9 protein-coding genes are annotated in these 12,179 nt (G+C 68.2%); 6 read left to right on the top strand and 3 right to left on the bottom strand.

The window, feature by feature from the left end; genetic code table 11:
• Positions 1 to 40: 40 nt before the first annotated feature.
• Positions 41 to 508: a peroxiredoxin gene (locus tag QZ607_RS13075; protein ID WP_295883301.1), complete on the bottom strand. Its 468-nt coding sequence runs from the start codon at positions 506 to 508 to the stop codon at positions 41 to 43.
• Positions 509 to 698: 190 nt separating this feature from the next.
• Positions 699 to 1,238, bottom strand: coding sequence for a glycine cleavage system protein R (locus QZ607_RS13070; protein WP_295883298.1), 540 nt, complete (start codon positions 1,236 to 1,238; stop codon positions 699 to 701).
• A gap of 218 nt (positions 1,239 to 1,456) precedes the next feature.
• Between QZ607_RS13070 and dapA the strand changes: the two genes are divergently transcribed.
• From dapA to QZ607_RS13045, 5 genes are all read left to right on the top strand, one after another.
• Positions 1,457 to 2,335: a 4-hydroxy-tetrahydrodipicolinate synthase gene (gene dapA / locus QZ607_RS13065; RefSeq protein WP_295883295.1), complete on the top strand. Its 879-nt coding sequence runs from the start codon at positions 1,457 to 1,459 to the stop codon at positions 2,333 to 2,335.
• Between the two features lie 317 nt (positions 2,336 to 2,652).
• Entirely contained in the window at positions 2,653 to 3,825 is a 1,173-nt protein-coding gene (bamC, locus tag QZ607_RS13060) for an outer membrane protein assembly factor BamC (RefSeq protein WP_295883292.1), read from the top strand.
• Positions 3,826 to 3,890: 65 nt separating this feature from the next.
• Positions 3,891 to 4,670: an MBL fold metallo-hydrolase gene (locus QZ607_RS13055; RefSeq protein ID WP_295883289.1), complete on the top strand. Its 780-nt coding sequence runs from the start codon at positions 3,891 to 3,893 to the stop codon at positions 4,668 to 4,670.
• 174 nt (positions 4,671 to 4,844) lie between these two features.
• Positions 4,845 to 7,862 carry an XrtA/PEP-CTERM system TPR-repeat protein PrsT gene (gene prsT / locus QZ607_RS13050; protein WP_295883287.1) on the top strand — a complete coding sequence of 1,006 codons (3,018 nt, stop codon included), beginning with the start codon at positions 4,845 to 4,847 and terminating at the stop codon, positions 7,860 to 7,862.
• 601 nt (positions 7,863 to 8,463) lie between these two features.
• Positions 8,464 to 9,951, top strand: coding sequence for a BCCT family transporter (locus tag QZ607_RS13045; protein ID WP_295883284.1), 1,488 nt, complete (start codon positions 8,464 to 8,466; stop codon positions 9,949 to 9,951).
• A 306-nt stretch (positions 9,952 to 10,257) separates the two neighbouring features.
• On the opposite strand, the gene QZ607_RS13040 is transcribed toward QZ607_RS13045, so the two are convergent.
• Positions 10,258 to 10,764, bottom strand: coding sequence for a hypothetical protein (locus QZ607_RS13040; protein WP_295883281.1), 507 nt, complete (start codon positions 10,762 to 10,764; stop codon positions 10,258 to 10,260).
• A gap of 1,014 nt (positions 10,765 to 11,778) precedes the next feature.
• On the opposite strand from QZ607_RS13040, the gene QZ607_RS13035 reads away from it, so the two are divergent.
• The gene (locus QZ607_RS13035; RefSeq protein ID WP_295883279.1) at positions 11,779 to 12,168 is read left to right on the top strand and encodes a hypothetical protein; all 390 of its coding nucleotides are present in this window, start codon (positions 11,779 to 11,781) and stop codon (positions 12,166 to 12,168) included.
• Positions 12,169 to 12,179 lie beyond the last annotated feature (11 nt).

Below are 12,179 nucleotides of genomic sequence, written 5' to 3'. Positions count from 1 at the left end.
AGAGGGGGCCGGGTGTGCTGCCGGTTCGATGTGCGCGCGCTCAGCCGAGGGCGCGGACGGCGTCGAGCACTTCGTCCACGTGGCCCTTGACCTTGACGCCGCGCCACGCCTGGCGCAGCACGCCGGTCTCGTCGATGAGGAAGGTGCTGCGCTCGACGCCGAGGGATTCCTTGCCGTACATCTTTTTCAGCTTGATGACGTCGAATGCCTTGCACAGGGCCTCTTCCTTGTCCGAGAGCAGATCGAAGCCGAAGGACTGCTTCGCCTTGAAGTTCTCCTGCGCCTTGATGCCGTCGCGCGACGCGCCGACGATGACGGCGTTGTGCCGGCTGAATTCGTCCTGGGCCGCGGTGAAGTCGAGCCCCTCCTGCGTGCAGCCGGGGGTGCTGGCCTTGGGGTAGAAGTAGAGCACCACGCGCTGCCCGCGCAGGTCGCTGAGCTTCAGCGTCTTGTCGCCCGTGGCGGGGAGCTCGATGTCCGGGACGGTCTCGCCGATTGCGACTGTCATGGTTGGGGTTCCTCTTGCTTGGATCGCTCGGGTCGGGCCGTCCAATGTGGGTGCCCTGGGGCCGGAATGCTCGCATGGGCGGCCCGTCGGCGGAAGAAAAAGCCTTGCCAGCCGGTTGCTGCGCGCAACCGGCGCCGCGGCCGGCGGAGTGCGATCCCCGGGGCGTGGACGCGACGGCTGCTCCCCGGCGTCAGGACTTGAGCGGCTCCAGCACCGCGTCGAGATTGAGCCCGTCGCAGTAGTCCATGAACTCTTCGCGCAGGGTTGCGATATGGGTCGAGGCCGGGATGCCGACGGTCATGTGCACCGCGAACATGGGCGTGCCCGTGTGCGCGGCGGCATAGGTGTTGGTGGCCATGTCCTCGATGTTGATCTGCCGCTCAGCGAAGAATCCCGCCAGGTTGTTGACAATCCCCGGATGGTCCATGGCGATGACGTCCACGGCATAAGGCACCTTGTCGGTGCTGCGCTCGCGCTCGCCGGTGCGCTTGCAGGTGATGGTCATGCCCAGAGAGCGCTCCAGCTCGGGCAGGGCGTTCTCGACCTTGGCCAGGGTGTTCCACTTGCCTTCCACCAGCAGGATGGCCGCGAACTCGCCGCCCAGCACGGTCATGCGGCTGTCTTCAATGTTGCAGCCATGCTCGAGGATGGTCCGCGACAGGTCGTTGACCAGGCCCGGATGGTCCTCGCCCAGGGCGGAGATCACGAGGAAGGTCTTATGGGTACTCATGGTTTCCTGAATTCACATCGCGCATCGGCACGGCAATCAACGTCTCGGCGGCAGTGTATAGCATGGCGTTTTGCGTGGCCAAGGGAGGCGCCGGGGTCGCGGGGGGGCCCGCCGCCGTGACGCCAGCGTGACCATGGCCGCCTCTGCGCCGACGCCTTGTCTCGCCGCCGGCGCGCGCGCTAGTATCCGCGGATTATCGACCGACCCACTGGGCACCTATGTTTCTGCGCGGGAGCATCGTTGCGCTCATCACGCCGATGGACGCCGCAGGCGCCGTAGACGACGCCGCTTTGGCGCGTCTGATCGAGTTTCACGTGGCCTCCGGCACCGCGGGCATCGTCGCGGTGGGCACCACGGGCGAGTCGGCGACACTGGACGAGGATGAGCACTGCGCCGTCATTGCGCGCTGCGTGGCGCTCGCCGGCGGCCGGATTCCGGTGATCGCCGGCACGGGCGCCAATGCAACCGCCGAGGCCATCCGGCTCACCCGGTGTGCCGAGCAGGCGGGCGCGGACGCGGCCCTGCTGGTGACGCCCTATTACAACAAGCCGACCCAGGCGGGGCTCATTGCCCACCACCGCGCCGTGGCGGATGCCGTCGCCATGCCGCAGATCCTCTACAACGTGCCGGGCCGCACCGCCTGTGACCTGCTGCCGGAGACCACCGCCGAGCTGGCCCGGGCGGAGAACATCGTCGGCCTCAAGGACGCCACCGGCGACCTCACGCGCGTGCCGCGTCTGCGGGAGCTCTGCGGCCCGGACTTCGCCCTGTACAGCGGCGATGACGGCACGGGCTGCGAGTTCATGCTGCGCGGCGGCGACGGCGTGATCTCCGTCACCAGCAACGTGGCACCGGCGTTGATGCAACAGATGTGCGAGGCGTCCCTGAGCGGCGAGCGCGACACCGCGCTGGCCCTGAATGCCCGCCTGGACGGGCTGCATCGGGCGCTGTTCACGGAGTCGAATCCCATTCCGGTGAAGTGGGCGATGGCGGAGATGGGCCTGGCGCAGCGCGGTATTCGCCTGCCGCTCACCTGGCTCAGCGCCGAGCATCAGCCCGCGGTGCGCGCCGCCATGCAGCAGGTCGGCGCCGTCTGATGATGCGGGCTGCGCGAGGATCTGTGGCTGCCGCTCAGGCTTCCGCCAGCGCTGAGCCCATGGCTGCCCCAACTGCTGCCCCAACTGCTGCCCCAACTGGTGCCGATGTCTCATGTCGGGCGCCGTCCCCCTGTCACCCGGCGCCTTCAAGCCGTATCCCAGTCAGCCGAACGCCACTCAGCCGTGCCCCGGGCAGCGACACCTCGGAAAGCCGCAGCCCCGGACAGCAACGGGCGCTCCGCCGCCGCGCTTCAGCCGCCACGTCCGGGCCGCCGCTTCCCGGCAGCCGAGCGGGTCAACCCAGTATTACAGCAGCCATGACCAAGCCCATCATTCCATCGCTGGCCGTTGCTGCCGTGCTGCTGCTCGGCGGCTGCGGCGGCACCATGGAGCAGGTGCTGCCGGACCGCTCCCTGCAGTACAAGCAGCAGCGCGAGGCATCCGAGAATCTGGAGCTGCCCCCGGACCTTGCCGGCGCCACCTTCGACGACGCGCTGGACATCCCCGGCGTCACCGGCACCGCCACCTACTCCAGCTACGCGGGCGAGCGCGCTGCGCGCACCCGCATCGCCCAAAGCGGTGACGTGCTGCCGGAGGTGGAGGGCGTGTCGCTGCGCCGCTCCGGCGACCGCCGCTGGCTCGACATCGACGCACCGCCCGACGCCGTGTGGTCCGAGGTGGTGGACTTCTGGCGCCAGCAGGGCATCCTGCTGGTGGAGCAGAACCCGGCTACCGGCGTCATGAGGACGGACTGGCTGGAGAACCGCGCCGAGGTCCGCCAGGACTTCATCACCCGACAGGTCCGCAAGGTGCTGGACGGTCTCTACTCCACGTCCACCCGCGACCAGTACCGCGTGCGCATCGACGCCGGGCCGACCCGCGACTCCACCGAGGTCTACCTCAGCCACACCGGCATGGAAGAGCGGCTGGTGCGCAACACTGTCGGCGAGGGCGCGACCACGGTCTGGGAGCCGGCCGGCAACGACCCTGACAAAGAGGCCATCATGCTGCGCCGGCTGATGCTCTATCTGGGTGTGTCGGATCGAGACGCCGGTCGCATGCTCGCAAGCGGCGGCAGCGCCGTGCCCGCGGGTGCGGGTACGGCCGCGGCGGCGGGTGCCGGCGCGCGCCTGGTGGGCAGCGGTGACAACGCCGAGCTGGTGATCCCCGGCGAGTACCGTCAGGCCTGGCGCCGGACGGGTCTGGCGCTGGACCGCAGCGGCTTCGCGGTGGCGGACCGCAACCGCAGCGAGGGTGTCTTCTACGTCCGCTACGACGACCCGGGTCGGGATGCCGGCCGCAGGCGGGGCATCGTCGATCGTATGGCCTTCTGGCGCGGCAACGAGGACAGCGGCGTGGAGCAGTATCAGGTCCGTCTCGATGCCGGCGCGGATGAAACCCGGGTGCGGGTGCTCGACGCCGACGGTCGGCCCACCACCAGCGGCACCGGCGAGCGTATCCTGAGCCTGCTTCAGGACGAGCTGCGCTAGGCGCAGTTAGGCCGCAGATTCCCGGGCGCAAGCCCGATCCAGCAGGCGCACACTGGGGCGGGCAGATGCGCTTCGCGGTGCTCGGCAGCGGCAGCCGGGGCAATGCGACACTCATCGAATGCGATGGCACCAGGGTGCTGCTGGACTGCGGCTTTCCGCTGCGGGAGCTGGAGCAGAGGCTCGCTGCGGTGGATGTCCACCCGAGCGAGCTGAGCGCGGTCGTCGTCACCCACGAGCACGGCGACCACGTGGCCGGTGTGCCGCGACTCGCGGCGCGCTATGGGCTGGAAGTCTGGGCGTCACCCGGCACCTGGAAGGCCGCCTGCAAGGGGGCGGCCAAGCGCGCGGGCGCGGACACGCTGCCGCGTCTGCGGCTCTTTCCGAGCCATGCCCGGCGCCTGCGCATCGGGGCGCTGGCGCTGCGGCCGATTCCGGTGCCGCATGATGCGCGCGAGCCCTGTCAGTTCGTCTTCGAGGGCGATGGGCGCCGCTTCGGCGTGCTGACGGACGCGGGCACCGTGACGCCGCGCATGTGCGATGCCCTGCGCGAATGCGACGCCCTGATGCTGGAGGCCAACCACGACCCGGAGCTGCTGCGGCTTGGCCCCTATCCGCCGAGTCTCCAGCGGCGCGTCGGCGGCGCTTTCGGCCATCTCAGCAATGCCCAGGCGGCGGTCCTCTTGGACCGGGTTCTGCATCCTGGTCTGCGCAGGGTGCTGCTCTCGCACCTGAGCCAACAGAACAATCGGCCCGACCTGGCCTTGGCAGCGGTGCGTGCGGTGTGCAGCGATCTGGAGCCGGGCGTTGCGGATCAGGATCAAGGCAGCGGCTGGATCGATGTCTGAGCACGCATGTTGCCGGCGCGTCGGAACATTCACGCCCGCGGCTCGCCTATAATCCGGCCATCCATCGCCGTAGCCGGTGCGCGCATCGTGCGCTGCGCGTGTACGGCTTGTCGCAGGTTCACGCGGCGCACATGCTGGCCGCCGTCTTGGAGCCGATCCGGCTCACGGGGAATCATGATCGAGTCCATCCGGCCCCTCCGGGAGCAGCCCAAGCTCGCCCATCGCAGCCGACCCTGCTGCGCTGCCGGTTACGGCGCGGCGTCGATACCCGGGGCCTCCGCGGGCAATGTGGCCGGCGCCGGTCCGCGCGGCCGGCATCCGGCGGGCAGCGGCTGGGGGCTGCGCGTGGCTGTGCTCACGCTGCTGCTCAGCCTGTTCGCGGGCAGCGCAGGCGCGCAGCAGCAGGAACCGCTGCTGGGCGAGGCGGAGGGCGCGGAGGCCGCGGCGGAGTTCTATGAGAAGGCCCTCATCGCGCACAACAAGGGCGACGTGCGCTCCGCTTACATCTTCCTCAAGAACTCACTCAGGGAAGACCCCCTGCTGCTGCCGGCGCACCTGCTGCTCGGGCGCATCTACCTGGACATGGGGCAGGGCGAGCAGGCGGAGAAGCAGCTCCTCATCGCAGACGGTCTGGGCGCCCATCGCTCGCTCATCCAGAACTCCCTGGCCCGAGCCTATCTCATGCAGGGCCGGCCCCAGCAGTTGCTGGACGAGCTCTTTCCCGTCGGTACGGCACCGGAAGAGGATGCCGAGCTGCTGGCCCTGCGCGGCGAAGCACACCTCGCGCTGGAGCAGTACTTCGACGCCCAGCGCTCCTTCACCCAGGCCTGGGAGCTGAATCCGCGCTCGGCGGCGGCCATCCTGGGCCGCGTCCACGTCATGCTGCTCCAGGGCGAGCTGGAGAAGGCCATGGCCCTGGCCCGCGAGGCGGTGGCGGTGGCCCCCACGTCGCCCCGCGCCTGGTACCTCAAGGGGGTGCTCGCCGAGAGCATGGGTGACTACAGCGGCGCGCTCTCGGACCTGACCGAGGCGGCGGAGCTGCTGCCCGCGTATCTGCCGGCCCAGACGGGGCGGGTGAACCTGATGCTGCGCCTGGGCCGCCTGAGCGAGGCGGATGCTGTGGCGAGCGAGGTGCAGGAGATCTATCCCAACGACCCCCGCAGCCACTACCTGAAGGCGGTCGTGCAGACCAAGCTCGGCAACGAGCAGGCCGCGGAGGAGGCGCTGCAGGCCGGCTCCAACCTCATCGCCCGCTTCCCGCGCGAGCTGATCGAAGGGCATCGGCCGACGCTGCTGCTGGCGGGCATCATCGCCTTCACGCTCAAGCAGTGGGAGCAGGCCGAGGACTATCTCAGCATTTACCTCGCGGAGGACGGCGGCGCCACCGGCCCGCGGGTGCTCCTGGCGCGCATCGCACTGGAGCAGCGGGGCGAGCCGGAGCGTGCCATTCGCCTGCTGGAGTCGGCGGTGGAGCGTACCCCCGGCAATGTCCCGGCGCTGTCGTTGCTCGCCGAGGCGTACATGAAGACGGGCCAGCACCTGCAAGCGGCCCAACTGCTGCGCACCGCGCAGGAGCAGCGCAAAGGGGACATCATGCTGCGCACCCAGCAGGCGGTGAACGAGTTCGGCCTCGGCCGCCGGGACGACGCCATCGACGAGCTCTCGCAGGTCTTCAACACCCGCCCGGAGCTGAGCAACGCCGGCGCGACCCTCATCGTCATGCTGCTTCAGGAGCGCGACAACGAGGCCGCCCTGGCGGGTGCGCGCAAACTGTTGCTGCGGGTGCCGGACAATCTGTCCTACGTGAATCTGCTGGGTGCCGCCGCCTTCGCCAAGGGGGACATGGACACGGCGCGCTGGGCCTTCGAGCTGGCCCTGGCCATCGACCCGGCCTTTCATCCGGCGCGCACCAACCTCGCTGAGCTGCTGCTGCGTGCGGGCGATGTCGAGCTGGCCCGCGGCCACCTCCAGCGGGTGCTCGACACCGAGCCCGAGGAGGTCAATGCGCTGATGCTGCTGGCGCGCTCCCACGAGGCCGAGGGCGATCTCGGGCAGGCGCTGCGGCTTGCGGAGCGCGCGCTTGCAGCCGACCCGGCCGCGGTGCGCGTGGCCATCTACCAGACGGAGCTGCTGCTGCGCATGCGCGAGCCGGATAAGGCGGTGCGCGTGGCCGAGAGCGTCGAGGTGCGCAGCGACAACCCGGACGATGCCGATCTCTTGGCAACTCTGAGCCGCGCCTACATCGCCAGCGGGCGCCGGGCGACGGCGCAGGTGGTGCTGCGCCGGGGCTCCAGCCTGGCGGGGTACGATGCGCGCCGCCTGCTGAAGGTCGCCCTGCTGCAGCGTGACGCGGGCGACATCGAGGGCGCCCTGTGGTCCTTGCAGAAGGCCACGGAGGGGGAGCCGGATTACCTGCCCGCGCGGCTGCGCTTCGGCGAGCTGCTCATCGAGCACGGGCGCACCGACGAGGCGCTGGAGTTGGCGCGGGTGCTGCGACTGGACTATCCCGAGCGGCCCTATGCCGACCATCTCACCGGACTCGTCTTGAGCGCCCGGGGGGAGCATATCGCCGCCTTCGAGGCCTTCTCGCGGGCGTTGGATCGGACTGCGTCCCCGCTGCTGGCGCTGCGCGCCTATGAGGCCAAGCGCGACGGCGAGGGCATGACCGCCGGGGTGGAGTTTCTCCAGGCCTGGCACGACGCCAACCCAGGCGACGGTGTGGTCACGCAGACGCTTGCGGAAGGTTACTACGCGCTGGGGGATCATCAGCGCGCACTGGCGCTGTTCGAGCAGGCGCTGGCGCAGGCACCGGACAATCCGATGCTGCTGAACAACCTCGCCGTGATCTACAACGAGCTCGGCGACCCGCGGGCGCTGCCCTACGCGCGCCGCGCCCATGAGCTGATGCCCAATGCCGCGGAGACCGGTGATACCCTGGGCTGGGTGCTGGTGAGCCGGGGCGAGTTCGCCGAAGGGCTCAAATACCTGCGCGACGCCCAGACCCGTGCCGCCGGCGACCCAGGCATCAGCTATCACATCGCCGTGGCCCTGAAGGGCCTCGGGCGCACCGACGAGGCCATGGCCCAGCTGACGCGGCTGCTGCAGACCGCCCACGCCGGCTTTGCCGACCGCGACAAGGCCGCCCGGCTGTTGGAGGAGCTGCGCAACGTCCGTGCCGCGCAGAGCGGCTGAGCGCGGCCGTCGGGCCGCGTGAGCATGCCTTTCTCCGGTGGTGGTCTACAACGCCTCTGTGGGTGAGGCCGACCAGCTCGAACCGGCCGTGATCGAGCCGCTCCAAGCATCGGTCGGCGCCGACGGCGGTGGCGCCGGCGAGGCTCAGGGTCGCGCTGGTGCCGACGCGGCCCCAGTAACTTGCCCGGTCTGCGGCGCGGTGTCACGGGTGCGGCCGGGGGGGTGCTCTCGTTCCCAAGCGCGGCTTGGGAATGCGGCCAAAAAGCTCTGCTTCGTGCCTCCCCCTTAAGGAAGCAGAGCTTCCGGACCGGTTCCCAGGCAGAGCTTGGGAACCAGTATGAATGCGGCCAAGAAGCTCTGCTTCGCGTCCCCCTAGGGAAGCAGAGCTTCCGGACCGGTTCCCAGGCAGAGCTTGGGAACCAGTATGACCACTATGGCCAGTGTGACCCGTATGACCAGTATGAGTTTGGCTGGACGTCCCCATCCGGCGTCACCTCCGCCTTTTTGAGGAGGGATTTTCGTAGATAATTCGGCTGTCTGCGATGGTCTGACCCCCCACTGTGCGGATGGCCCTCCCAACGCATCAAGGAAACGAAGTCGAATGCCCAGAAACCCACTGCTGCTGACCGCGCTCGCGATGACAGCCCTGGTTGCCCTGTGGGGCGTCCTCGACACGGCGGGGCTTGCCGCCTTCGCGCAGGAAGGTGTGGCGCAGCAGTTCAGCAGTCGCGCCTGGTTCATCATGCTGGTGGCGAGTCTGATCGTGGTGCTCGTACTCTGGCTCGCCGTCTCGCCCTATGGCGCGATCCGCCTGGGTGCCGACACCGACCGCCCGGAGTTCTCCACCGTCAGCTGGCTCACCATGCTGTTCGCCGCCGGTATGGGCGTGGGGCTGCTGTTCTATGGCGCCGCTGAGCCGCTCACGCACTACAGCCTGATCCGGCAGCAGCTGCCGGAAGGGCCTGCCGCAGGCTACGCCATGGTGGTGACCAACTTCAATTGGGCGCTGCACGCCTGGTGCATCTACGGCATCACCGCGCTCGTGATTGCCTACTATGCCTACCGCAAGGGCCAGCCCGGCATCATCGGCACGCCCATTCGCTATAGCTTCCACCGCGGCGGCTGGGTGCGGCCGGTGGCCTGGATCGCAGACCTGCTGGCCATCTACGCCATCGCCATCGGGCTCGCCGGCTCGCTCGCCATCGGTGTGTTCCAGGTGCAGGGCGGCATCGCCAGCCTGCTCGGGCTGGAAGGCGGCGGCGATGCCCTGAAGCTCGCGGTGTTCGCGGTGCTCTGTATCGCCTTTCTGCTGCCGCTCACCATGGATCTGTCCCGCGGCATGGCGGTGTTGTCCAACATCGCCATGGCCATCGCCGTCGTGCTGATGATCTTCATCCTGTTGGTGGGGCCGACGCATGCACTGATGGACGGTATCGTCGACGCGGTGGGCGGCTATCTGTCGAGCCTGGTGCGGCAGAGCTTCGCGACCTTCCCGTTTTTCGGTGAGGCCTTCGCGGACTGGTTCCACGCCTGGACGCTCAACTACATGGTCTGGTGGATCGCCTGGGCGCCCTTTGTCGGCGTGTTCGTCGCGCGCATCTCCCGCGGACGGACCATCCGGGAGTTCGTGCTCGGCGTGGTCTTCGTGCCGAGTCTGTTCTCGCTGTTCTGGTTCGGCGTGTTCGGCGGCCTCGGCTTCTACGCGGCGGCGAGCACCGACCTGCCAGTGGTGGACACTGCACTGAACGAGCCGGAGAACACCACCTTCTTCGTGCTGAGCGCGCTGCCGCTGGGCTCGCTCACCGGCGTATTCACCGTCGCCGCGGCCTTCCTGTTCCTGGTGACCAGCGTCGTGAGCGCGGCCTTCGTGCTGGCCATGTTCTCCACCGGCGGCAACGAGAACCCGCCGGTGCGCATCAAGCTCATCTGGGGCGTGATCCTGGCGGCGCTCGGACTCGCGATGATGCTGACCGGGGACACCGGCGTCGTGCGCAGCATCATCGCGCTCGGTGCCATCCCCTTCGTGTTCATCCTGCCGCTGCTGGCGGTGGCCTTCCTGAAGACCCTGCAAAGGGAGGAGGGCCGATGATCGTCGGCAGCCTCATCGACACGGTGCTCAACGTCGTCGTGTTCGCGTTCATCGGCGCACTCATCTGGCTCTATCTGCGCGACGAGGGGGCGGGCTGACCCTCAGCCGCGTCGGCACCGGTCCTGGCATCGTTTTCCTCGTTGTTCCAACTTGCGAGTGACTGCTGCAGATGGGGCATCCGCAGTGGCACGCACCCGGCTTGGCACGCTTGCAGGCCCGGACTGCCTCCCTGTGTCAGGTTGGTTGTCTGGCGAGTGCGCCCGGTCCTGGGTGCGGGGAGGCGCTGGCCTGTCAGCCTGATTCCGCTCAGGCCGGCTCGTCATCGGGATCATCGGCCTGTTTGCGCTGACGCCGCCGCTCGCGGAAGGACTGCCGGCCCTTGTAGGCGGCGATTTGCTGGATGATCAGGGCGTAGGGAAACGCGTCGAGCGTGCCGAAGCGGTCCACCGCCGCGTGCAGCAGGCCGTCGACGTCCTCGATCGGACTCGATGCGTCCACGGGCTCATCACCGGCAAGGGCCGCGCGCACGCCGCGCAGGCCGCCCACCTGGACGCGCATGGCCTTGGCATGCGGCAGCGCCGAGTGCCCGTCGGTGGTCCTGAGCGCAAAGCGCGCCTGGAGGCGCACATGCTCCAGAAACGCGAGGCAGCGCGCCTGGGCGTCGTCGGTGGCGCAGCGCACCCCCTCGCGCTCGGCGATGCAGAAGCGCTTGGCCCGGGCGCAGTCGCAGTTGCCCGTGAGGATGGACTTCTCGTACGGGCAGCGGCGCTCGTTGACGGCGTTGTAGGTGTCGCGGAAGGCGTCTTGGTCCAAGGTTCCCGGTCCCGGTCGGCTCGTGCGTGACTGCTGCGTCGATGTTACGAAATTGGGCACATGCCTGCTCGATTCACGTCTGCGGACTCCCTGCCGGCTCCGTTCGCCGCCTGTCCCTTTCTCTGTCCGTGCTCAGCAGTTTATGCCCAAGGCCTGAGATCGTGACAGGAGGCCCTCGGAGCCAGGTGAAACCGGGGCGTCAGCGGAAGCTCAGGCGCCGTCGCGGCCGGTTCGGGCGGGCCGCGTCCGGACCCTTGCCGCTGCAGCCGGCAGCGTCGAGCCCTGCCCGTTCTGCCTCGATCGGGGCCTGTATCCCGATGATCATGCGGCTTTTCTCCGGGCCGTGATCTGGGAGGCGTCGTTCTTCCAGGTGTCCATCCGCTGGTCTTCGCCCGCACGATGCCCGCGACGCCACCGCGCGCCGGAGCGCCCTGATGCGCCCCACAGCAAGGAACGAATTGCCGCATCTCAGCGCTGGTTCCGCACAGCGTCCGCTGATGCCAACGTAAGGCACTGCCGTGCTTTTGTTCAGTGAAGCACTCATGGGTGGGATGGTGATCGGGCTGGTGCTTCACCTGTGGTGAGTACACACGCCATTAGCGCCGCCAGCGGGATCTGCGGCGCGCTGCCAAAGGTCATTCCGCTCAATAAGTTACTGAATAATGAATTGATTGACTGCGCTTTCGGATTTTTTGCGCCATGCCTGCAAGGTTCAGAGAGATTCGGGATTGCATACAGAGTGTATCCAAGTTCGACTTATCGACCGACCAGCGAACACCTGACGGGATGAACGGGCCGGACGGGTCTGTTCAAAGGTCTATATTTTGAATGGTTTTTGAAGTTCTGTACCTCGCTTCGGGCAAGGGGGGCCGTGTCCGTTGACCGCAGCCGATCCATTCGGATCGGATCAGTTGCGCGGGTGTCCAGGACGCCGGGTTTCAACCTGCCGGGCGTCGACACAATGGCCATCGTGCGGCTGCGATGCGCCCGGCCCTTTCCGGAAGGAGGAAGTCAATGAGAAAAGCACCCCTGGTCGCGGTCGGCGTCGTTGCATTGTGCATGGCCGGCCCGCTCGCCGCTCATCACGCCGCGGAGGGTGTCGTCAGCGACGAGATTTACGACGCGATTTCGGTGAATCTGGAAGGAACGCCGCATCTTGAGATGGACATGACCACCGTCGGCACCAGCCGGGACGCAATGAACGTGATCACCGTGACCCTCCCGGAGACGGAGGTCGATGAGGTTCTGATGAGTGTTGCGGATGCCCTCGCAGGTCAGGGCGATATGGTGGAATCGTCGCTCGACGTGGAAATCACCGCAGCGGATGATTTTGGTCTCGTCACCGTGACCATCATGGAAGAGCTCGGCGCGGGCGAGAGCCAGCCGCAGCCCGCGATGCCATAGGGAAAGGTCGA

Origin of the sequence: uncultured Thiohalocapsa sp. (assembly GCF_913063425.1) — a bacterium.
Lineage (GTDB): Bacteria > Pseudomonadota > Gammaproteobacteria > Chromatiales > Chromatiaceae > Thiohalocapsa.
This window is presented reverse-complemented; position numbering and strand designations above follow the sequence as displayed.

Coding starts and splice junctions, on each gene's coding strand:
- QZ607_RS13075 (WP_295883301.1), bottom strand. CDS start 508: ATGACAGTCGCAATCGGCGAGACCGTCCCGGACATCGAGCTCCCCGCC.
- QZ607_RS13070 (WP_295883298.1), bottom strand. CDS start 1,238: ATGAGTACCCATAAGACCTTCCTCGTGATCTCCGCCCTGGGCGAGGAC.
- dapA (WP_295883295.1), top strand. CDS start 1,457: ATGTTTCTGCGCGGGAGCATCGTTGCGCTCATCACGCCGATGGACGCC.
- bamC (WP_295883292.1), top strand. CDS start 2,653: ATGACCAAGCCCATCATTCCATCGCTGGCCGTTGCTGCCGTGCTGCTG.
- QZ607_RS13055 (WP_295883289.1), top strand. CDS start 3,891: ATGCGCTTCGCGGTGCTCGGCAGCGGCAGCCGGGGCAATGCGACACTC.
- prsT (WP_295883287.1), top strand. CDS start 4,845: ATGATCGAGTCCATCCGGCCCCTCCGGGAGCAGCCCAAGCTCGCCCAT.
- QZ607_RS13045 (WP_295883284.1), top strand. CDS start 8,464: ATGCCCAGAAACCCACTGCTGCTGACCGCGCTCGCGATGACAGCCCTG.
- QZ607_RS13035 (WP_295883279.1), top strand. CDS start 11,779: ATGAGAAAAGCACCCCTGGTCGCGGTCGGCGTCGTTGCATTGTGCATG.